The 22,579-nt window shown below is 47.9% G+C and carries 19 protein-coding genes and 3 pseudogenes; 21 read left to right on the top strand and 1 reads right to left on the bottom strand.

All coding sequences use genetic code 11. The features are described 5' to 3' along the window. Window positions 1-8: 8 nt before the first annotated feature. From JCM2765_RS09675 to hpf, 3 genes are all read left to right on the top strand, one after another. Window positions 9-1,346 (top strand): ATP-dependent helicase ComFA, encoded by a 1,338-nt coding sequence (locus tag JCM2765_RS09675; protein WP_054736350.1) that lies wholly within the window; start codon window positions 9-11, stop codon window positions 1,344-1,346. Then, entirely contained in the window at window positions 1,346-2,026 is a 681-nt protein-coding gene (locus tag JCM2765_RS09670; RefSeq protein WP_054736348.1) for a ComF family protein, read from the top strand. The genes JCM2765_RS09675 and JCM2765_RS09670 overlap by 1 nt, the downstream gene beginning before the upstream one ends. 132 nt (window positions 2,027-2,158) lie before the next feature. Next, the gene (hpf, locus tag JCM2765_RS09665; RefSeq protein ID WP_054736346.1) at window positions 2,159-2,713 is read left to right on the top strand and encodes a ribosome hibernation-promoting factor, HPF/YfiA family; all 555 of its coding nucleotides are present in this window, start codon (window positions 2,159-2,161) and stop codon (window positions 2,711-2,713) included. 144 nt (window positions 2,714-2,857) lie between these two features. Here hpf and JCM2765_RS09660 read toward each other — a convergent pair whose 3' ends face one another. Continuing rightward, window positions 2,858-3,325, bottom strand: a complete 468-nt coding sequence (locus JCM2765_RS09660) for a hypothetical protein (protein WP_054736343.1) — start codon at window positions 3,323-3,325, stop codon at window positions 2,858-2,860. Window positions 3,326-3,845: 520 nt separating this feature from the next. Here JCM2765_RS09660 and secA point away from each other — a divergent pair. The 18 genes and pseudogenes from secA to trxB all read left to right on the top strand — a co-directional run bounded on the left by secA (window position 3,846) and on the right by trxB (window position 22,481). Further along, the gene (gene secA / locus JCM2765_RS09655; protein WP_054736340.1) at window positions 3,846-6,209 is read left to right on the top strand and encodes a preprotein translocase subunit SecA; all 2,364 of its coding nucleotides are present in this window, start codon (window positions 3,846-3,848) and stop codon (window positions 6,207-6,209) included. 104 nt (window positions 6,210-6,313) lie between these two features. After that, window positions 6,314-7,430, top strand: a protein-coding gene (gene prfB, locus JCM2765_RS09650; protein WP_156301754.1) for a peptide chain release factor 2 whose coding sequence is annotated in 2 segments (ribosomal slippage) — window positions 6,314-6,373 and window positions 6,375-7,430 — 1,116 coding nt in all. Because the reading frame shifts where the segments join, the coding sequence is not laid out codon by codon here. Window positions 7,431-7,693: 263 nt separating this feature from the next. After that, window positions 7,694-8,848, top strand: coding sequence for a PDZ domain-containing protein (locus JCM2765_RS09645; protein WP_054736336.1), 1,155 nt, complete (start codon window positions 7,694-7,696; stop codon window positions 8,846-8,848). A gap of 66 nt (window positions 8,849-8,914) precedes the next feature. Next, window positions 8,915-9,634 (top strand): response regulator transcription factor, encoded by a 720-nt coding sequence (locus tag JCM2765_RS09640; protein ID WP_054736334.1) that lies wholly within the window; start codon window positions 8,915-8,917, stop codon window positions 9,632-9,634. Further along, complete coding sequence (pnpS, locus tag JCM2765_RS09635; protein WP_054736333.1) at window positions 9,627-11,036, top strand: two-component system histidine kinase PnpS; 1,410 nt, start codon at window positions 9,627-9,629, stop codon at window positions 11,034-11,036. Before JCM2765_RS09640 ends, pnpS begins: the two co-directional genes overlap by 8 nt. 414 nt (window positions 11,037-11,450) lie before the next feature. Next, window positions 11,451-12,336 (top strand): annotated as a pseudogene (locus JCM2765_RS09630) (phosphate ABC transporter substrate-binding protein PstS family protein). After that, window positions 12,329-13,255, top strand: a complete 927-nt coding sequence (gene pstC, locus JCM2765_RS09625; RefSeq protein WP_054736331.1) for a phosphate ABC transporter permease subunit PstC — start codon at window positions 12,329-12,331, stop codon at window positions 13,253-13,255. The pseudogene JCM2765_RS09630 and the gene pstC overlap by 8 nt, the downstream one beginning before the upstream one ends. Continuing rightward, window positions 13,252-14,135 (top strand): annotated as a pseudogene (gene pstA / locus JCM2765_RS09620) (phosphate ABC transporter permease PstA). Before pstC ends, pstA begins: the two are co-directional and overlap by 4 nt. A gap of 29 nt (window positions 14,136-14,164) precedes the next feature. Continuing rightward, window positions 14,165-14,995, top strand: a complete 831-nt coding sequence (gene pstB, locus JCM2765_RS09615) for a phosphate ABC transporter ATP-binding protein PstB (RefSeq protein ID WP_054736329.1) — start codon at window positions 14,165-14,167, stop codon at window positions 14,993-14,995. Between the two features lie 9 nt (window positions 14,996-15,004). Next, on the top strand, window positions 15,005-15,760 hold the full coding sequence (gene pstB, locus JCM2765_RS09610) for a phosphate ABC transporter ATP-binding protein PstB (protein ID WP_054736328.1): 756 nt from the start codon (window positions 15,005-15,007) through the stop codon (window positions 15,758-15,760). 21 nt (window positions 15,761-15,781) lie between these two features. Beyond that, window positions 15,782-16,444 carry a phosphate signaling complex protein PhoU gene (phoU, locus tag JCM2765_RS09605; protein WP_054736324.1) on the top strand — a complete coding sequence of 221 codons (663 nt, stop codon included), beginning with the start codon at window positions 15,782-15,784 and terminating at the stop codon, window positions 16,442-16,444. A 443-nt stretch (window positions 16,445-16,887) separates the two neighbouring features. After that, window positions 16,888-17,190 (top strand): PspC domain-containing protein, encoded by a 303-nt coding sequence (locus JCM2765_RS09600; RefSeq protein ID WP_054736323.1) that lies wholly within the window; start codon window positions 16,888-16,890, stop codon window positions 17,188-17,190. Window positions 17,191-17,200: 10 nt separating this feature from the next. Next, window positions 17,201-17,560 (top strand): phage holin family protein, encoded by a 360-nt coding sequence (locus tag JCM2765_RS09595; RefSeq protein WP_054736319.1) that lies wholly within the window; start codon window positions 17,201-17,203, stop codon window positions 17,558-17,560. Between the two features lie 66 nt (window positions 17,561-17,626). After that, a pseudogene (gene hprK / locus JCM2765_RS09590) lies at window positions 17,627-18,582 on the top strand (HPr(Ser) kinase/phosphatase). A 52-nt stretch (window positions 18,583-18,634) separates the two neighbouring features. Beyond that, window positions 18,635-19,486, top strand: coding sequence for a prolipoprotein diacylglyceryl transferase (gene lgt, locus JCM2765_RS09585; RefSeq protein ID WP_054736359.1), 852 nt, complete (start codon window positions 18,635-18,637; stop codon window positions 19,484-19,486). 2 nt (window positions 19,487-19,488) lie between these two features. Continuing rightward, window positions 19,489-20,502, top strand: coding sequence for an NAD(P)H-dependent glycerol-3-phosphate dehydrogenase (locus JCM2765_RS09580; RefSeq protein ID WP_054736314.1), 1,014 nt, complete (start codon window positions 19,489-19,491; stop codon window positions 20,500-20,502). Between the two features lie 19 nt (window positions 20,503-20,521). Then, window positions 20,522-21,415 (top strand): UTP--glucose-1-phosphate uridylyltransferase GalU, encoded by an 894-nt coding sequence (gene galU, locus JCM2765_RS09575; RefSeq protein ID WP_054736312.1) that lies wholly within the window; start codon window positions 20,522-20,524, stop codon window positions 21,413-21,415. Window positions 21,416-21,539: 124 nt separating this feature from the next. Beyond that, window positions 21,540-22,481 (top strand): thioredoxin-disulfide reductase, encoded by a 942-nt coding sequence (gene trxB, locus JCM2765_RS09570; protein ID WP_054736310.1) that lies wholly within the window; start codon window positions 21,540-21,542, stop codon window positions 22,479-22,481. The last annotated feature ends 98 nt before the right edge of the window (window positions 22,482-22,579 follow it).

The following is a 22,579-nucleotide window of genomic DNA, read 5'->3' as shown; positions in this document are numbered from 1 at the left end:
GAATCAAAATGGAGGCAACGCAATTATTTGGTCGCCAAGTGCTACAAGAAACGTTAGTCGTTTCCGAACCATATCAAGCGCAACTTGAATCACGGACCGCTTTAAAGGTAGTGGGGAGATGGGTTCATTGTCAACGCTGTGATCAGCGAGTTAAAGCTCAAACGGTGAAGTTACCAGATGGTCGCTACTACTGCCCACATTGCTTTCAACTTGGGCGAGTCACCGCAAAACAGCAACTTTGGCACTTACCAGATCCCAATCGATTTCCGGAGGTGGCCAAACCCGCGCTAACTTGGCAAGGTCAGTTGACCCGCCACCAAGAAGCGTGTAGTCAACAAATCTTACACCATTTTCAGGCGCACAGTGATCACCTATTATGGGCGGTCACTGGTGCTGGCAAAACTGAAATGTTATTTAAGGGCATTCAGTGGGCCGTTGAAGCCGGATTGAGAGTGGCAATTGCGTCACCGCGAATCGACGTTTGTCTGGAGCTGGTTCCCCGGATTCGCGAGGCGTTTCAGAAAGTTGAGCAAATCGTATTGTACGGTGATGCACCTGAACCGTACCGTTATTGTCAATTGACCATCTGTACCACGCACCAACTCCTTCGATTTTACCATGCCTTTGACGTTTTGATCGTGGATGAAGTCGATGCGTTTCCGTTTGCGTCTGATCCGGGGCTGTTTTTTGCAGCCCAGCAGGCTAAAAAGCCGACTGGCGCAATTTTGTATTTGACGGCGACACCGAGTCGGCAGCTGTTGCGGCAGGTCAAACGCGGCCAGTTGCAACTTAGCTATTTGCCACTCCGGTATCATGGGCATCCGTTACCAGTCATCAACGCGACTCGAAGTAAAAATTGGCGACAGCAATTGGGAAAGCAACAACTGCCAAGCCAACTACGCAGGTTGATGAAGCAACGGTTGGACAGTCAACGACAATTTTTGCTATTTGTACCGCATATTCGGGATTTAGCGTTAGTGGCAGCCGCAATCACCCATGCGTTTCCTAAAATACCAGTGACGACCGTTTACGCTGCTGATCCTGAGCGCCATGAGAAGGTTCAGGCAATGCGCTCACGGGAATGCCTGTTTTTGGTAACAACGACCATTTTAGAGCGTGGCGTAACGTTTCCGGATATCGATGTGTTCGTGTTAGGTGCGGATGATCCGGTATTTTCAACGGCGGCCCTGGTTCAAATTGCGGGTCGAGCTGGGCGGCGAGCGGATGCGCCAGATGGCCTCGTGCAGTTCTTTTGTCAAAACGAGACGGCGCCGGTTCGACTCGCACAACGGCAGATTAAGTTGGTGAATCGAAAGGGACAGCTACTGAAACGGGAGGACGGTTAATGGCAAGTTGTTTATTGTGTAGCCAAATAGTGACGTCAGAAATCACGCTGGCTGATTTACTGAGTTTTCGGCGGTTACCAGACCCCGTAATTTGCGGCAACTGTGAGGACCAGTTTGAACGAATTGACCAACAGCGAACGTGTGTCCAGTGTGGTCGTGAGCAGGAACAGCCCGAAATCTGCCAAGATTGCGTTCGCTGGCCGGAAGATGGGTTTAAAAACCGGGCCCTGTATCACTATAATGATCAGTTAAAACGGTTCATGTCCCAGTATAAGTTTAACGGCGACTACCGACTACGAGTGATCTTTCAAACCGCGATGCGACGGGCAATTGTTGCGTGGCACCCGGAGATGGTGGTTCCAATCCCAATCACACCGGTAACGTTGTATCAACGTGGGTTTAATCAAGTTGCCGGATTACTGGAGGGTATCCCGATGGTTGAGGCATTGCGAACCAAGCAACGTGAAAAGGGGACACCACAGGCCGATAAAAACCGGCAACAGCGACTGTTGACACCGCAACCATTTTTGTTAAATATTGAAAATGATCAACTCGTCAATAAAAGAATTTTAATCGTCGATGATGTGTATACAACGGGGCGGACAATTCGGCACGCCGCAACGCTTTTGCGCGAGTCAGGGGCAGGTGAAGTACACGGGTTGACCCTTGCTCATGGGTAAACTTTTTTCAGTAATTCGTTGTGTATTGTAGCGCTTTCTATTATAATAAAGTTATAAACAAAACAACCATTAAGCTGAGGTAACATACTTGCTTAAACTAGCTTTTGTTTGTGTGGAAGGGAGAGAAGTTCTATGCTCACATTCAATATTCGTGGTGAAAATATCGAGGTTACTCAAGCTATCAGAGATTACGTTCAAAAACGGATCAGTAAGCTTGAAAAGTATTTTGAGCAAAGCGTTGATTCGACTGCTCACGTTAATTTAAAGGTATACCAAAACAAGGATTCTAAGGTGGAAGTTACGATTCCACTGCCTTACCTGACGTTGAGAGCCGAAGAAACTTCGCCAGATCTGTACGCAAGTATCGATTTGGTTACCGACAAACTAGAGCGTCAAATCCGCAAGTATAAGACAAAGATCAACCGTAAGTCCCGTGAAAAGGGCTTCAAGAACTTTGAATTTACGCCAGAAGCACCAGAAGCTGCTAAGGACGAAGATTCCAAGTTAGAAGTCGTTCGGACAAAGCGCGTATCTTTGAAACCAATGGATAACGAAGAGGCCATTTTACAAATGGACATGTTAGGTCACGACTTCTTCATCTACGAAGATGCCGAAACCGAAGGCGTTAACATTGTGTACCGTCGTAACGACGGCCGCTATGGCTTGATTGAAGCCGGCGAAGAATAAGCTTCAATTGAATAACCTGTAAATCAGAATCGGAGTTAGTCTGTTTGAGACTGGCTCCGATTTTTTGCGTCGGAAGCGGTGTTGGGTTAAGGCTGTCGGAGTAAATAAAAAATCTCCGAGAGCGATGCTCCCGGAGATTGCAGTTTAATCCGTAAAGGTATGATTTGAAGTCACAATTTTAAAGGTTGGCTTACTGGTATATTTCAGATACCCACCCTTGTAGAAGTGCAGTTGGGTCTTGCTAACGGCCATCACTTTATAGGTCATCCGCTGGCCATCGAATTGCACCTTCGTTCCCTTGGGGGAGTATTGAATGCCGGTCAGTTCGTAGACCCGTTTGCTAAGTTGCTTGTATTTGATATTTTTAAGGCCGTAGCCGATCTCTTTGTAGTAGGTGTTATCGGCATCTGATTTATCAAATACGTTACCGATGCTCTTAGTTGCCGTGTAAGTCAGGTAGGCTTTGTTGCTACCGTTATGGTACCAGTTGCCACGAATGGCTTTTGGCGTACCATTGTGCCACTTGGTGGCGGCGTTGGCGGATGCTGGGGTGAGTAGTAGGGTGCAACCGGCGATGATGGTGGTGGTTGCGAGTAGGTGGGTAAGTTTCATGTGAGACTCCTTTTTTATTGATGTAATCGTGATTAGTTTAGTATACAACAGTGATTGATAGGTGTTGGAAAAGTTTTTGATAAACTTGATGCTGCAGTTAAAAGCGTGTGCTGAATTGCTTCAGACGCACTTTTTTTGGGTGCGGGTGGCATGTTTTTAGGCTGCCGTGTTGCGAAACGTAAAGGGCAGAAGGTGATGGATAAGGGGGCGTCACAGTTAATACTTGTATTTCAGCGATGCTCATTGCGGCTACGTTTGTTTCGACTTGGGTCATGCTTTTATTTTCCGCAAGTCACACACATACTGAAGCTTGTTTCCGTTCTCTTTTTCTGGCTACCACCTTCTAAGCGCCCCATTTCACACTCTGTAACCGTTCTCACCAAAATTTATCAATTATAATAGTTAACATGAGTTTTCAATCTACCCTAGAAATGTTAAACTAGCAGTTGGTATGCAATCAATTTAGACTTAAAGGATTAATCATCCGAATGAAAACTCGCACTATAGAAGGGAATTTAGTATGGCCAATATTTTAAAACGATGGGTCGAAAGCGATAAGCGCGAACTTCGACGCATCAGTAAACTGGCTGATAAAGTCAATAACTATTCATCCGAATACGCCGATCTATCAGACGACGAATTAAAAGCCAAAACACCCGAATTCCAGCAACGTTACCAAGATGGTGAAACGCTGGACGACTTATTACCGGAAGCCTTTGCGGTTGCCCGGGAAGGTGCCAAGCGGGTCCTTGGGTTATACCCATTCCACGTTCAAATCATGGGTGGGATCGTGCTTCATGAAGGTAACATTGCCGAAATGAAGACTGGTGAAGGGAAGACCTTGACCGCCACGATGCCCGTTTACTTAAACGCCTTGTCTGGCAAAGGGGTTCACGTGGTTACGGTTAACGAATACCTATCATCTCGTGATGCCACTGAAATGGGTGAATTATATAACTGGTTGGGCTTGACTGTCGGGTTGAACTTAACCGAAATGTCACCAGAAGATAAGCGTGACGCCTACAACGCCGATATCACGTACTCAACCAACGCCGAAATCGGTTTTGATTACCTCCGTGATAACATGGTCGTTTATAAAGAAGATATGGTGCAACGCCCACTGAACTTTGCCATCGTCGACGAAGTGGACTCCATTTTAATTGATGAAGCCCGGACGCCATTGATCATTTCAGGTCAAGCGGAAGGCACGTCGCAGTTGTATCAACGCACGGACCGGTTTGCCAAGACCTTAACTGAAGACACTGATTTCAAGATCGACTTGGAATCAAAGAGTGTTTCCTTAACTGAAGAAGGGATTGCCAAAGCTGAAAAATACTTCAACTTAAACAACCTCTACGACACGGATAACACAGCCTTGACCCACCATATGGATCAAGCTTTGCGGGCCAACTTCATTATGCTGCTGGATAAGGATTATGTGGTCGATGACGGTGAAGTCAAGATCGTTGATTCCTTTACTGGGCGGGTAATGGAAGGTCGTCGTTACTCAGACGGCTTGCACCAAGCCATTGAAGCCAAAGAAGGCGTGGACATTCAAGAAGAGTCCAAGACCATGGCGAACATCACTTACCAAAACTTGTTCCGGATGTACAGCAAACTTGCCGGGATGACTGGGACGGCGCGGACTGAAATTGAAGAATTCCGTGAGATCTACAACATGGAAGTTATTTCAGTACCAACCAACAAACCCGTTATCCGGATCGATGAACCAGATGTCTTGTACCCAACCTTGGAAGCTAAATTTAAGGCGGTTACTAACCGAATTAAAGAACTCCATGAAAAGGGTCAACCATTGTTGATCGGGACTGTGGCGGTTGAAACGTCTGAATATCTGTCTGAGATGTTGGACCAAGCCGGCATTCCTCACGTGGTCTTGAACGCTAAGAACCATGCTAAGGAAGCCGATATCATCATGAACGCCGGTCAACGTGGTGCCGTTACCATCGCCACCAACATGGCCGGTCGTGGGACCGATATCAAGCTTGGACCGGGCGTCCGTGAAATTGGCGGGTTAGTCGTTTTAGGGACTGAACGTCACGAATCACGACGGATCGATAACCAATTGCGTGGCCGTTCTGGCCGGCAAGGGGATCCTGGTTTGACTCAGTTCTACCTGTCACTTGAAGACGACTTGATGCGTCGGTTCGGGACTGACCGGGTCAAGGGCTTCTTGGAACGGATGAACGTTGAAGGCGAAGATGCCGTCATCAAGAGTCGGATGATTAGTAAGCAAGTTGAATCTGCGCAAAAGCGGGTTGAAGGGAACAACTACGATTCCCGGAAGAACGTGCTGCAATATGATGACGTGATGCGGGCCCAACGTGAGGTCATTTATGGCCAACGGAACCAAATCATCAATGAAGAAACCTCATTGCGTTGGGTGATCATGCCAATGATCGAACGGACCATTGACCGCGTGGTTAACCTGCATACGCAGGGTGAACAAAAGGATTGGGACTTAAGTACGATCCTCGACTTTGCCATTTCAGCACTGGTTAGTCCGGATAAAGTTAAGTTAGACGACTTTAAGGACAAGACCGCTGATGAAATCAAGAAGGTTCTGATGGACCTTGGCGAAGGGGTTTACCAAGAAAAGAAGGAACAACTTTACGATCCAGCTCAAATGTTGGAATTCGAAAAAGTGGTTATCTTACGAGTGGTTGACTCCCACTGGACGGATCACATCGATATCATGGACCAATTGAGAACGTCAATCGGCTTGCGTGGTTACGGGCAATTGAACCCGCTCGTTGAATACCAACAAGACGGTTACCGGATGTTTGAAGAAATGATCGCCGACATCGATTACGATGCCACCCGATTATTCATGAAGTCTGAGATTCGTCAAAACATCACGCGTTAATGCGCGACGTTAATTAAAGATCGTTAGGAGGTGGGGTAGCGTAAACGTCAGTTTTCGGTACCCCACTTTTTTATCAAAAAATACAACTTATGGAGTGATGATTAATGGAACTAAGCGACATTAAACGTCAGTTAAAAGCCATTGCGGATGAAATCGCCGGCTTTGGGAGGTCTCTTTGACTTAGATGCCCTCAACGAGAGTATCTCGATCAACGAGTCTAAGATGGCGGAGCCCGGCTTTTGGGACCATCAGGAAACGGCCCAGAAGCTCATTGATGAAAACAATCAGTTGAAGACCAAGGTCGATTCGTATGAGTCCTTAACCAGTCAACTAGATGACATTCAAGTTGCCATTGAACTACTTGAAGAAGCGCCGGATGCCGAGATGCAGGCGGAAGTGGAACAAGACTACGCAAAGCTTCAACAAGAGTTACAACAGTATCGGCTGAACTTGCTGTTAAGCGGCCCATATGATCACAACAACGCCATTCTCGAAATTCATCCGGGGGCTGGTGGCACTGAATCTCAAGACTGGGGGTCAATGTTACTACGGATGTACACCCGTTGGGCAGAACAGCACAACTTTAAGGTTGAAACGTTGGATTATCAACCGGGGGATGTTGCCGGAATCAGCAGCGTAACGTTGCTGATTTCGGGGCATAATGCCTACGGGTATTTGCGCTCTGAAAAAGGGGTTCACCGCTTGGTTCGAATCTCACCATTTGATTCGGCTGGTCGGCGGCACACCTCGTTTGCGTCCGTGGACGTTTTACCTGAGCTGGATGATTCCGTTGAAGTGGACATTAATCCGGCTGACTTGAAAGTTGATGTTTACCGGGCTAGCGGGGCTGGTGGTCAACACGTCAACAAGACTTCCAGTGCCGTTCGAATCACCCACGAACCAACGGGGATCGTTGTAGCCAGTCAAGCACAACGGTCACAACTTCAAAACCGGCAAACGGCGATGAACATGTTGAAGGCCAAGTTGTACGAACTGGAAGAAGAAAAGAAGGCCAAGGAAAAGGCGGCGCTGGAAGGCGACCAATTAGAAATTGGCTGGGGCTCACAAATTCGCTCCTACGTCTTCCACCCCTATACCATGGTCAAGGATCACCGGACCAACTACGAAACTGGGAACGGGCAAGCGGTGATGGACGGCGATTTAGATCCGTTTATTAACGCCTATCTGCAGTATCAGTTGGAACAAGCGAACCCGGATTAACGGAGAAGTTAACTTAACGTATTACACGATCACGTTATCGATTTCGATTCTGAAATTGGTAACGTGATTTTTAGATTGTCAAGCAGCTGGCGGAAGCTTGGGCGAACACCAGACGCTCAACGACCCAAACCAATCCAACTCGTAAAGGCACTTGTTTGGTGAAAATAAATGAGAATTGCCCCTCGGCATTTTTCGGATAAAGAAAGCGGTCCATTTTATGCTATACTGCAATTAAAGACTTGATGGGAAATAGGTGTCTGCGGATGAAAATTGGATTGTTGATTCTCACCCTGGTTGCACAACCAGTTTGGTGGGGCGGATTATTACGAGAATGGTTCACGGCTGATAAGCGCATTCGGACGGAGCGCAAATCATTTGGGAGCGCAGTGTATGGGGACAAATTTGAGGTTCGGCATTACCTGCTGCTCAGCCTATTGTATGGGCTGATTACCTCCATCGTTTCGATCGTGTTAGGACTGACATTACCGGTGGCCTGGGTCATTGGTTACAGTTGCGTGGCGTTGATCGGCGTATTGATTGGACCAGCAGCGGGATTGTCGATGACGATTTTGGTTGTAACGGCGCTATTGTACGACCAGTTCGGGCAGTCAGACTTTGGAACGCAACTGGCGGCGCTTGGTCAACCATTCGGGCTCGACGGTGGCCGGACACCACTGATCGACCTTTTGTTGTTGTTTGTGATCGCACTAATTATCATGGGCGTTTGGGTTGCCCGAACCGGTGGTAAGTTTGCCGCCCCAAAGATTTTTGCCCAAAAACGGGGGAAGTTGATCGCTGGTTACCGCTTTAACGAATTATTAGTGGTGCCAACCCTTATTTTTGTACCTGGTGATTGGATTACTAGTCACCTGAGTTTTTGGCCAGTCTTTGCGTACGGCACGCACACAGTGACGCCGCTGTTCTTGCCACTGTTGCTGGGATTGCGACTGACCTTCTTCAAGCAGACGGCCCGTTCTGGACTAAGCCGAATGGCGAAGTGGTTGATCAGCATCGGTGTTTTAGGTATCTTTTTGAGTAGCCTGACGTTCTTGGTTAAGGGTAGCTTCTTACCGGTTGTGCTGGGGATGTACCTGTTGTATCTGCTGGTGCTACTGTGGACGCGTTGGCAGGACCGCCGGCAATCGTTTTGGTTCTCGAAGGTTGACCGAGGGGTTCGGGTATTAGGCGTTAAACCGGAAACCCCCGCGGCGAAGATGACGATTTCGGTGGGTGATATCATTGTCACGTGTAATCAACAACCCGTTAATTCTGAAAGTGAATTCTACAAGGCGTTGCTGATTAACCCGACTTATTGTCATTTGAAGATTCAAACACCACAAGGGGATTTAAAAGTAACCGAAACGGCGATTTTCGCTGGCGCACCACATGAAATTGGCATTGTTGTTTTTAGAGATTAGCATAAGAGATGTTGGCGTAAGAGAGGATTGGGCTGATGTGTATCGGACCCCGGGGAGGATTTAGTTATGCAAAGAGTTTTAGTTGTCGATGACGAACCGGCAATTGTAACGTTACTGACTTATAATCTGAAAGCGGCGAACTACGAGGTCGTCACTGCAACCAACGGCGTTGAAGCAGTTCAATTAGCGATGAACGACGACTTTGACGCGATTTTACTCGACTTGATGTTGCCCGGACTTGATGGCGTGGAAGTGACTAAGAAACTGCGTCAAGAACGGGTCAGCACACCAATTATTATGATTACGGCTAAAACGGATGAATTTGATAAAATTTTTGGGTTGGAACTTGGGGCTGATGATTACATTACGAAACCCTTTAGCCCCCGGGAAGTGATTGCGCGGTTGAAGGCGGTGCTACGGCGCGCACAACCGGTTAGTGTTGCAACGACTGGCGCCGGAATGCCGGCCAATGATGATGTGATTCGAATTGGTGGGATCGAAGTGGATCCCAATACCGTCAGTGTGATGATCGATCAACGGCCAATCAAGCTAACACCCAAGGAGTTTGAGTTGTTACTCTACCTTGTACAGCGGCCAAATCAAGTGTTAAAACGCGATCAGCTGCTCGAAGGCGTGTGGGGCTTTGACTACGCCGGTCAGTCCCGGATGGTTGATATTCATATTTCCCATTTACGGGATAAGATTGAAACGGATCCTAAGAACCCGGCTTATTTGAAGACGGTGCGGGGATTTGGTTACCGCTTTGAGGCACCGCAAAATGATTAAACGGTTTGGTTTGGGCTTCATTGAACTATTTGTGATCAACGTGATCGTTGGGTTTATTGTGACCGAAGTGTTGATCGGTCATCAGTTGACCGGGAGTCAGCTTCGGGGGTTATTGTTACTGAATCTACTGGTTGCTGCCGGTGAATTGGCGGTTGTCAGCTGGTTATTTCGTCATCGACAACAACCCGTGATCTCCATGACCAACAAGGTTGAGGGGATGCTTCATGATAAGAAACCCGCCCATATTTTGTTGCGGACGGATGATGACTATTACGAACTCGCAATGGCAATCAATCGATTGCAGACTCACCAGCAAAAGTTACTTCGGGAAATGAATCAGCAGACCGAAGAATTACGGCTCTTGTTGGCTTATTTGCCAATCGGCGTCATGGTGATCGACCGGTATCGAAAGGTTGAGATGGCAAACGATGCGATGGCGGAATTTCTGCAGACCGAAATTAGTCCCCGGCGGCACCCGTATTCGCAGGATATTCACCAGTTTGAATTAATTTCATTGATTGGCGAAGTCATCAATGACAAGCAGTCTCGGCGGCGGGTGATGACGCTGACCAACGTGCCCACTGATAAAAAAGTGGAGGCTTCGGTGGTGTATACGTCAACGACTGAGGATTTCTTCCAAATCTTAGTGTTGTTGTACGATGTGACGGAAATCTACGCCGTTGAAAAGATGCAGATGGACTTTATTTCCAATGCTTCCCATGAGTTAAAGACACCAGTGACGGCCATTTCGGGCTTTGCGGAAACGCTGTTGGCTGGCGCGAAGGATGATCCAGAAACGTTGACCGAATTTTTAGGTATCATTCAACGGGAAAGTCGTCGGTTGACGGAGTTGATTCAAGACGTGTTGGCGATTTCGCGAATTGAGTCGCAATCAGTGTCAACACAGAATCGGACGCAAGTTGATGTGGCTGCGTTGGTCACTGAACAGGAAAACGTTATGCAACAGTTGGCGGCGATGAAACAGTTGCGGGTTATTGACCAGGTACCCGCTACGGCGCAACAGTACACGGATGAAAAGAAACTGACCCAGATCGTTAAAAACCTGTTGTCAAACGCCATTAAATATAACCGGGAGGGCGGCTCAGTAACGGTCGCTTATCAAGCAGACGATACCAACTGGTCGTTGAGTGTGACGGATACCGGTATCGGAATTGCGCAGGCAGAACAGGCGCGCATCTTCGAGCGGTTCTACCGTGTTGATCCTTCCCGTAATAAACAAGTGGTTAGCGGAACCGGCCTCGGTCTGGCAATCGTGTCGGAGTTGGTGAAGTCACTGAATGGTCAAATCAGTGTGACGAGTCAACGTGGGGTCGGGAGTACCTTTACGGTGCAGTTTCCGGTGACGGTTGCTGGGGATGCTGAGTCGATGGCGGCGAATTAGTTTGAGATTGGTTAATAAGATGTTGAAGAGTTGGACGGTGAGTTGCCGTTTGGCTCTTTTTTATTGGGCGACTATTGGATTTAACGGTTTAGGCAACGGCCAGTATGAGGCAACGAATTTTCGGCTTGAGCTGGCTGGGGTTTCTTGGGGTTCCTGGAGTGAGAGTTAGTTGTCATCTATGAGGCCTTAAGACAGCCACGCCGAAACGTGTGAAAACCGGCAGAAGGTTAATATGTAACGGGCCATCAGTAAAGCTACCGGTTTTGGGTAGCTTTACTTAGGGCACGTTACATACCACCTTCTAAACGCCGGTTTTCACACGCTACCTTTACATAACCTTTACAAAGAACTGTACCTAACCTTTACATTGGCTTGATATAGTAGTTCTTGAAAGCGGATATGGGAGGAACGGACATGCCAAAAAAGCGGTGGTTACAACTACTGTTACTTGTTGCCCTGATTGGGTTCGGGAGCTGGGGTTACCAGACCCGACATGTTAATAAAACAAATATGACGATTACCGCCGTAGGTTCTACGGCGCTACAACCATTGGTCGAAGCGGCTGGTGAAGATACACCAGTCAACACCTTGGCACCTTTATCAATGTGCAGGGTGGTGGCTCTGGGACCGGCTTAAGTCAGGTTCAAGAAGGAGCCGTTGACGTTGGGAACGCCGACGTTTTGCTCAAGAACAAAAGGGCATCACTGCGAATCGGTTAAAGGATCATCGCGTGGCGGTGATCGGGATTACGCCAATTGTTAATAAAAAAACGGGTGTGACGCATTTAACGACATCACAACTGATTCAAATCTTTACGGGAAAGGTGACCAACTGGCAACAAGTTGGTGGTCACAACCAAAAAATCGTGATTTTAAACCGGGCGCAAGGGAGTGGGACTCGCTCAACCTTTGAACGCTGGGCATTAAAGGGACACCAAAGCCTGCCAGCTCAGGAACAGGATTCATCTGGGATGGTTCGTCAAATCGTTGCCACCACGCCTGGGGCAATTAGTTACGTTGGTTTTTCGTACGTGGATCACACCGTTCAGTCAATTACGTTGAATAACGTGGCCCCAACGGATGCGAACGTGGTAACGAATCGCTGGCCAATTTGGTCGTACGAACACATGTATACGGGCAAACAACCGAATGCATTAACGAAAAAATTTATTAAGTACATTCAATCACCACACATCCAAACAACGTTAGTTCATCAATTAGGCTACATCGGGATGTCAGAGATGCACATTACGCGGGATGTTGATGGGACAGTCAAGCAAGTGGGGGACGCACATGAATAAAAAGTTAAAAGCACAGCTATTAAAGCGTTCAAAAGCGGCTCGCTTGGAACAGTTTGGGAAGGGAATCAGTTTTTTAGCCCTGATGATTATCACTCTGGCGGTATTTGCCATCATCATCTTCGTTGCGTCTAAGGGACTTTCCACCTTCTTTAGTAACCACGTCAACATCGTTGATTTCTTGACCGGGAAGGTTTGGAACCCGAGTGTAACGGATGCCAATGGCAAGCCTGAAGCCGGAGCGTTACCAATGATTGCCGGATCGTTTATTGTGACGATTCTGTCAGCGTTGCTGGCAACCCCGTTCGCGATTGGCACAGCCATCTTTATGACTGAAATTTCGCCTAAGAAGGGCGCTAAAATTCTCCAACCAGTGACCGAATTACTGGTGGGGATTCCCTCCGTTGTGTATGGGTTTATCGGGTTGACCGTTGTCGTTCCCACTGTTCGTCATTTATTTGGCGGTAGCGGGTTTGGAATTCTGTCAGGGACGTTCGTGCTGTTCGTGATGATCCTACCAACGGTGACATCAATGACAGTCGATGCGCTCCGCTCGGTACCACGATTTTACCGTGAAGCGGCCTTAGCGCTGGGGGCAACGCAGTGGCAAACCATCTATAAAGTGGTGCTGCGAGCCGCAACGCCGGGGATGTTAACCGCAATCGTGTTCGGAATGGCGCGGGCCTTCGGTGAAGCACTGGCCGTTCAAATGGTCATCGGGAACGCGGCATTACTGCCAAGTGGCCTAGTATCACCAGCCTCAACACTGACTTCAGTACTGACAACCGGTATCGGGAACACGGTGATGGGCTCGATGCAAAATAACGCCCTGTGGTCACTTGCCTTAGTCCTATTAACGATGTCACTGATCTTTAACCTAGTTATCCGGTTGATTGGTCGGAAGGGAGCCATGACGAAATGAATCCAAAAACAGCTAACAAACTCGCAATCGGCACCCTTTATGGTATTGCCGGGACCATCGTTTTAATTCTGGCACTTCTGTTGGGGTACATCATCATCAGCGGCTTACCATCTGAGTTGGCACTTTCTAACCACCCCAGCGAAGGCCTTTACCAGCGGTGGTGGGGTTGGCATTCAGCTTTTTAACTCGTTTTACCTGTTATTGTTAACCATGCTGATTTCATTTCCAATCGCGCTTGGTGCCGGAATTTACCTAAATGAGTATGCCAAGAAAAACTGGGTCACGAACCTGGTTCGCACGGCGATTGAAATTTTGAGCTCGTTACCATCCGTTGTTGTCGGCTTATTCGGTTTCTTGATCTTCGTGGTCCGGTTTGACTTCGGGTTCTCAATTTTATCCGGTGCCTTTGCACTGACGCTGTTTAACTTACCACTATTAACCAGAAGCATCGAAGAATCACTTGCCGCGGTACCAAATGCCCAGCGGGAAGGCGGCCTCGCCTTAGGCCTTTCCAAGTGGGAAACGGTCACCCGAATCATCGTGCCAGCCGCATTGCCAAGTATCCTGACTGGGGTCATCTTGAGTGCTGGTCGAATCTTCGGGGAGCTGCTGCCTCATCTTTACGGCGGGGCAAAGTGCGCCCGCGCTTGATTTTACCGACTGGAATCCATTTAACCTCACCAGTCCGTTGAACCCAATGCGCCCGGCCGAAACCTTAGCCGTTCACATTTGGAAAATTAACTCTGAAGGTATCATGCCAGACGCAAAGGCTGTGTCCTCCGGCGCTTCAGCCGTGTTGGTGATTGCAGTCCTCATCTTCAATTTACTGGCGCGCTTCGTCGGTAAACGACTCTTTAAGAAACTCACAGCAGCCCAATAATTAACACGATTGAGAAAGGGAGACCCGTTATGCTCATTAATCCAACTAGCCCACATCCTGGTGATCAATGGCTGGAACGCAACATTGTTGATCCAAGCCTAAAAAACGATACCAATATCATTCTGGAAACCAAGGACCTACACGTTTATTACGGTGACCATGAGGCCTTGCACGAAGGTGATTTGAAGTTTGCTGAACACCAGATCACGGCGCTGATTGGACCATCCGGTTCTGGCAAGTCGACTTATTTACGGTCGCTGAACCGGATGAATGACGGCGTTGCTCGGGTAACCGGCCAGATCCTTTACCGGGGCGTTGACGTGAACCAACCGCAAATCGACGTGTACGAGATGCGCCGCCGAATTGGGATGGTGTTTCAACGACCGAACCCGTTTTCCAAATCCATTTACGAAAACATTGCGTTCGCCCTTCGTCGTCGGGGGATGAACGATAAACAACAACTCGACGAAATCATCGAAACCAGCTTAAAGCAAGCCGCACTCTGGGATGAAGTTAAAGATGACCTGAATAAGAGTGCCTTAGCCCTGTCAGGTGGCCAACAACAACGGCTTTGTATCGCCCGAGCAGTCGCCGTCAAACCAGATATTTTGCTGTTGGACGAACCTGCCAGTGCCCTAGATCCAGTTTCAACTGGTAAACTAGAAGAAACGCTGACGCAGTTAAAGGATCAATACACGATCATTATCGTAACGCATAACATGCAACAGGCGGCGCGTATCAGTGACTACACGGCATTTTTTAACTTAGGCCGTGCGTTAGAGTACAACGTGACATCAAAGATTTTCACCCGGCCAAAGGTTCAATTGACCAACAACTATGTCGCCGGCGATTTCGGTTAGGAGGACGCGATGACAACCATTTTAGAGACCCATGACGTGCACGTATACTATGGTAAAAAAGAAGCCTTAAAGGGCATCGACCTCTCGTTTGAAGAGAAGGGCATCACGGCCTTGATTGGACCATCTGGATCGAGTAAATCGACGTATTTGCGAACCCTTAACCGAATGAACGATCTGATTCCGGGCGTTACGGTGACCGGGGATATTAAGTTGAAGGGGCAAAACATTTATGCGCCGCAAACCGATTTAGTGACGTTGCGAAAACAAGTTGGCATGGTGTTCCAGCAACCCAACCCTTTTCCATTTTCGGTCTACGATAACGTCGCCTTTGGGTTGAACATTGCCGGCAAAATGAAACGTGACGAACTGGATCACATCGTCGAAACGAGCTTGAAGCAGGCCGCGGTCTGGGACGAAGTAAAAGATAAGCTCCACGACAGTGCGCTATCGCTATCAGGTGGGCAACAACAGCGGGTCTGCATCGCGCGTGTATTGGCCGTTTCACCAGAAATTATCTTGATGGACGAACCCACCAGTGCCTTGGATCCGATTTCTAGTAGTCAGATTGAATCAACTTTGTTAAAATTAAGAACCGATTACACCATCATCACGGTAACTCATAATCTGCAGCAAGCTTCTCGAATTGCGGATCGCACCGCCTTCTTTATGGATGGCGAAATTGTCGAAGTTGATGATACGAAAAAGATTTTTATGAACCCAGCTAAAAAAGCCACCGAAGATTACATTAGTGGCCGATTCGGCTAACCCCACGAAGGAGGAGACCCAGTGAGACGTTTATTTGAAGAAGAACTAGATAAGTTAGACAACGGCTTTACCGAAATGGGGATGCTGGTCAGCAACGTCATTCAGCAGTCGGTAGCCGCGTTTATTGACCACGATCGTCAGGCGGCACAGTCGATTATTGATAACGACCACGCCATTAACGAGCGTGAAATTAAGCTTGAAGCCAAATCCTTTGAGATCATTGCGCTTTACCAGCCGGTTACGACTGATCTACGAGAAGTGGTGACAATCCTTAAAGCTGTATCCGACTTGGAACGCGCAGGGGATCATGCACGTAACATTGCCCATTCAACCATTGAAGTGAAGGGCAAGACCCGGGCAGCTAAGATTGAAAGTCAGTTGGCCGAAATGGGTCAGCTAACGATGAAGATGGTTCAAAATGCCATTCAGGCTTACGTTGATAAGGACGAACAAGCTGCGCGTGACTTATTAACGCTGAACAGTCAGTTGGCGGACTACAGCAACGAGATCATTCGTGAAAGCTATGGTCAGATTCAGCAAGATCCAGAAGTGGTCGTTGCGGCAATCACGTATAACCGAGTTGCGGCTGATTTAATTCGCATCGCGGACTATATGATCAACGTCGGCGAATGGATCATTTACTTGAAGACGGGTAAAATCGTTGAATTGAAGTTAATGCAATAAATCGTTCTTGATGACGGATGAAACCCGACTGGCCAATTTTGGTTGGTCGGGTTTTGTTGATTATGTCCAGTGTAAGGGTTAGGTGCGGTTTTGGTGTTGGCTGTTTGTCGTCGCTTCGCTTGCCAAAGCCGCATTGAAAAGCGCTCGTTCAGACTACAAAATTCGGCGCCACTTAAACTGTTATTTCTAGGGTTCCTGAAGTTGTAGAAGCTTGTCAACCACGCGCTTTCTGGCCACCACGCCGAATGGTGCTGCGTGAGGCAAAAGGCTATGTGTAACGGTCTCTAAGCCAAACTACCAAAACCCGGTAGTTTACCTTAGAGACCGTTACACGCCGCCTTCTGACCGCCTCGCTCCGCACACTTACGCTAAAACACTTGCGTTAAGCCCCAACTTTATCTATTCTTTAAGTGGGAGAATTAAGCAGAAATGAGGTGATACTAGTGAAAGGAAAACGACGTTTAAAGCGGTCGTCCAACCGGATTTTGACCGGGGTATTGGGCGGGATTGCTGAATACTTTGGCATCGATGCGACGTTGGTTCGGATCATCTTTGTGATATTGACGATTTTTCCGGGTCACGTTGTCTTTGGCCTGTTGATTTACCTCTTGTTGACGGTGTTGATCCACGATGACGTTGACACGCAACGGTCTTCGTTTTTCGGCGGGTTTGGCGGTCCGAAGACGGGTCAGTCGACGCGTAAGGAACTCCACGATGTCACCGAAGAGGATTCTGATAAAAAGTGAGGTCAGTTGAATGAAATTTTGGCTAAGAATCATCATTAATGCAGTTTTGTTTATGGCGCTCGCTGGTTTCTTTAAAGCGGATTTTTACGTGTCGAGTGTCTGGGTCGCACTTTTGGCAAGCCTAGTATTGGCACTTTTAAATGCCGCGGTAAAGCCAATTTTAATGATATTATCGTTACCAATTACGGTAATTACCCTTGGCTTGTTTAGTATTGTGATCAACGGCTTGATGTTACAATTAACCTCGTTTTTTGTTGGTGCGAACTTCCGATTCTCATCGTTTGGCATGTCCATGCTGATTGCCGTTTTGATGTCACTTTGTAATGCCATTTTATCGAGTTACGTTGGGCATCAAGATCGATCGGATTAAAAGCTATTTAACGTGAAAACGTGTTAAACTGGTATCAGCGATTGACGATTTGAAGGAGGGACAGCTTTGGCAGAAAGTGTAACCGTTGCCGATTTAGTCGATAATATTCGTCTAGACGTCTATTACGGCGAGGATTTGTTGGACGACCGGGACATTACCACGAGTGATATCTCACGACCAGGACTTGAATTAACGGGGTATTTTAACTACTACCCAGCTAAGCGGGTTCAACTACTTGGTATTACCGAAACATCCTTTGCAAAGGGCATGTCGCATGATGAGTTATTAGATGTCATGCGGCAAATGTGTCAACCAGAAACACCGGCCTTTGTGATTTCAACGCAATTGGAACCACCTGAGGAACTTTTACAGGCGGCTAAGGAATCTGGAATTCCCATTTTAGGAACTAAGATGACGACGTCGCGGGTGTTGAGTAACATGACCAACTACCTTGAAGGCAAGTTGCTGAACGCCAGTCACTGCACGGTGTGCTGGTCGATATTTACGGGGTCGGGGTTTTGATTACCGGTGACTCTGGTGTTGGGAAGAGTGAAACGGCGTTGGAACTGGTTAAACGGGGGCACCGATTGATTGCCGATGACCGTGTTGAAGTCTTCCAACAAGACGAACAGACTCTGGTTGGAGAAGCCCCCGCAATTTTGGCTCATTTATTGGAGATTCGCGGAATCGGGATCATCGATGTCATGAACCTCTTTGGTGCCGGCGCCGTTCGGAGTGAAACCGATATTGATCTGATCGTTCACCTAGAAGCTTGGTCACCGGATAAGCGGTTTGATCGACTGGGTAACGGTGATGAGACACAAAAAATCTTTGATGTTGTCGTGCCTAAGATTTCGATTCCAGTTAAGACTGGGCGAAATTTAGCCATCATCATTGAAGCGGCCGCAATGAACTTCCGGGCGCGCTCAATGGGTTACGATGCAACCAAAGTCTTCGATGAAAACTTGAACCGACTGATTCAACAGAATTCAAAGAAAAATAAGTCAGGTAAAAAAGCTTGATTTTAAATTTAATTCATGGAAAAGTTAAGAGGTGGCACCCTTGCAGGGAATCATGGCAGCGTTAAACCCGATCGCGTTTCATTTGGGTCCAATCGAGGTCCATTGGTACGGGTTGTTTATTGCGAGTGCCGTTATTATTGCGGTGACACTGGCAGTCCGAGAAGGCAAGCGACGCGGCGTTGATCCGGACGATATTTACGATATGATTTTGTGGGCGTTACCCGTTGCAATTATTGCGGCGCGAACGTACTACGTGGCGTTTGAATGGCCTTACTACAGCCAACATCTTGGTGAAATTATTCGAATTTGGGATGGTGGCATCGCGATTTACGGGTCGTTAATTGGGGCAGGACTAGTGGTTTACTTCTTCTGCCGATCGCGGTTTATCCCAGTTTGGCTGATGTTAGACATTGCAGCGCCAACCGTCATCATGGCCCAAGGAATTGGCCGGTGGGGCAACTTTATGAATCAGGAAGCCTTTGGTCAGATCACCAGTCTGAGCTTTTTACAAGGCCTTCACTTACCCCACTGGCTTATTTCGCAAATGTTAATTGATGGCGCTTACCGGCAGCCGACGTTTCTGTACGAATCAACCTGGGACATTCTCGGGTTTATCGTCTTGATGACGTTACGGCACCGCAAGGACCTGTTTAAGCAGGGAGAAGTCTTTTTAAGCTATGTCATCTGGTACTCATTCGGTCGCTTCTTCATTGAAGGCATGCGAACGGATAGTTTGATGTTATTTAACACGATTCGTGTATCACAGCTACTTTCAGTTGTTTTATTTGTTGGGGCGATCGCCATTATTGTTTATCGGCGCCGGCTGGGAAGCCAAGTACCGATGTACCTTGATGGCAATCCATTCACTAAAAAAGCCAAATTGGCAAAAAACAAGGAGCGTTAACTATGTCTGAAAAAATTGCAGTTTTAGGCGCAGGTTCATGGGGCAGTATTTTGGCAAACTTGTTAGATGAAAATGGGCACGATGTGGCACTCTGGTCATACAAACCAGAGCAGGTCGCTGAACTCAACGAAAAGCACACCAACAGCCACTACATTCAGAATTTTACTTTCTCGGATACGCTTAAGGCTTATGCAGATTTGAAGACGGCGTTAACCGGTGCTGAAACGGTGCTATTCGTGGTACCAACGAAGGCGGTTCGATCAGTTGCAGGTGAAGTCAAAGCGGCGTTGGAAGCTCTAAATAGCCGACCAGCTTTGGTTCACGCTAGCAAGGGGATCGAACAAAACACCTACAAGCGCGTTTCCGAAATTTTAGCGGAAGAAATTCCAAGTGCCTACCGGAGCTCGATCACGGTGTTATCAGGCCCAAGTCACGCTGAAGATGTTGCCAAGAAGGATTTAACCTTAGTGACGGCTGCTAGTGCGGACTTGAATGCCGCTAAGCACGTTCAAGACTTATTCATGAACAACTACTTCCGGGTTTACACCAACAGTGACGTGATTGGCGTCGAAATTGCGGCGGCTTTGAAGAACATCATTGCGCTTGGCACTGGGGCATTGAACGGATTAGGTTACGGCGACAACGCCAAGGCCGCTTTGATGACCCGTGGTTTAGCTGAAATTTCCCGTTTGGGTGCTTCGTTTGGTGCGAACCCACAAACCTTCATTGGCTTAGCCGGTGTTGGTGACATTATCGTCACTGGGACGAGTCAAAACTCACGGAACTACCGGGCGGGTGATGAACTCGGTCGCGGTGAATCATTGGATGACGTTATCAACCACATGGGCATGGTGATCGAAGGGGTGGCAACCACGAAGTCCGCTTACGAACTTGCCCAACAACGTGGCGTTGATATGCCAATTACCGAAGCCATTTACCAAGTGCTCTACGAAGGTAAGGATATTCGTAAAGCCATCTCCGACCTTATGCAACGTGAAGGCCGGTCCGAATTTTAGGATTCAGGAGACAAAACGCATGAAGAAAGTACGTAAAGCGGTGATTCCAGCTGCTGGTTTGGGCACCCGTTTCTTGCCGGCAACTAAAGCATTGGCAAAGGAAATGCTCCCAATCGTGGACAAACCAACGATTCAGTTTATCGTTGAAGAGGCCCGCCAATCTGGCATTGAAGATATTGTGATCGTTAGCGGGAAGAGTAAGCGCTCGATTGAAGACCACTTTGATTCCAATCCAGAATTGGAAGATAACTTGATTGCGAAGCACAAGACCGAGATGCTGAAACTGGTTCAAGAGACGACGGACATCAACCTGTATTTTATCCGCCAATCCCACCCACGTGGGTTAGGGGACGCCGTGTTGACGGCGAAGGCCTTTATTGGCAATGAACCGTTTGTCGTGATGTTGGGTGATGACATGATGCATGATCAAGTGCCACTGACCCAACAGTTGATCGATAGCTATCAGGAAACGGGCGCCTCGACCTTAGCCGTTATGCGCGTACCGCACGAAGATACTGCCAAATACGGCGTGATCGACCCAACCGCAGAAGTTAAGCCGGGACTCTTCAACGTGAAGAACTTTGTCGAAAAGCCAACCCCAGAACAGGCCCCTTCTGATTTAGCAATTATCGGTCGGTACTTGTTCAATCCGGAAATTTTCGACGCGCTGGAACACACGGCCCCTGGTAAGGGCGGCGAGGTGCAGTTAACGGATGCAATTGACTTGTTAAACCGGACACAGCGGGTGTTTGCCCACGAATTCAAGGGCGAGCGGCACGATGTTGGCAACAAGTTTGGCTGGTTGAAGACGAATATCGAATACGGCCTGCAACATCCTGAAGTGAAGGATGAATTGCGGCAATACCTTGAACAGATTGGCCAGCAGTTACTGGCAGAGGACCAACGCAAGTAGCTGATAGTCAAATTGAATCAGTTGGCTAGTCAAAGTAATAGACAAACTTACAAAAAGATAGTAAAGTAAACATCATTAAATTAAGCACTCAATCAACGGATTGGGTTGTGAAAGGGGAACAAAGATGGCAAAACAGTACGACGTTATTGTGATTGGTGCGGGTCCCGGTGGGATGACCGCAGCCTTATACGCTTCTCGGGCGAACTTGTCCGTTTTGATGCTTGACCGCGGTATTTACGGTGGTCAAATGAACAACACGGCGGCAATCGAGAACTATCCCGGTTTCTCCTCAGTGTTAGGGCCAGATTTGGCGCAAAACATGTACCAAGGGGCAACCCAGTTTGGGGCTGAATATGCTTATGGCAACGTTGAAGGCGTGACTGATCAAGGTGACGTTAAGATCGTGAAAACTGATTCCGACACGTTTGAAGCCAAAGCCGTTGTGATTGCAACTGGTTCTGAATACCGTAAACTCGGTGTTCCTGGTGAAGAAGCCTATGGTGGCCGGGGTGTGTCGTACTGTGCCGTTTGTGATGGTAACTTCTTTAAGGGTCGTGAAGTCATCGTCGTTGGTGGCGGCGACTCAGCCATTGAAGAAGGCCTTTACCTCACTCAACTTGCTTCCAAGGTAACGGTTATTCACCGTCGCGATCAATTACGCGCGCAAAAGATTTTACAAGACCGCGCATTTGCTAACGACAAGATGAACTTTGTTTGGAACACCAACGTTACTGAAGTTTTAGGTGACGATGACAAGGTGACCGGTGTTAAAATCAAGAACAACCAAACTGGCGAAGAATCAACCATTGATGCTAGTGGCGTCTTCATTTACGTCGGTATTTTACCTAAGACTGATGAATTCGGCGACCTCGGCATTACTGACGAAATCGGCTGGATTCCAACCGATGGCGAAATGGCAACTAAGGTTCCTGGTATCTACGCGATCGGTGACGTTCGCGCGAAGGACCTTCGCCAAATCACCACTGCAGTCGGCGATGGTGGCATTGCTGGACAACAAGTGTTTAAGTACATCGAAGCTTTGGCTGATAAGCAAAGCGTTAACTAAACAAGAGATGATGAAGCCGTCGTTGCTGTATGTAACGGTGGCTTTTTTTGTTGTCGTTTGTGTCCAGCGTAAGCATGTTTAGTTTGTGAAGTGATTCT

It is taken from the genome of Secundilactobacillus similis DSM 23365 = JCM 2765 (assembly GCF_001311075.1).
Taxonomy (GTDB): domain Bacteria; phylum Bacillota; class Bacilli; order Lactobacillales; family Lactobacillaceae; genus Secundilactobacillus; species Secundilactobacillus similis.
Note: the sequence above shows the minus strand (reverse complement) of the source record. Positions and strands in the feature narration are given on the sequence as shown.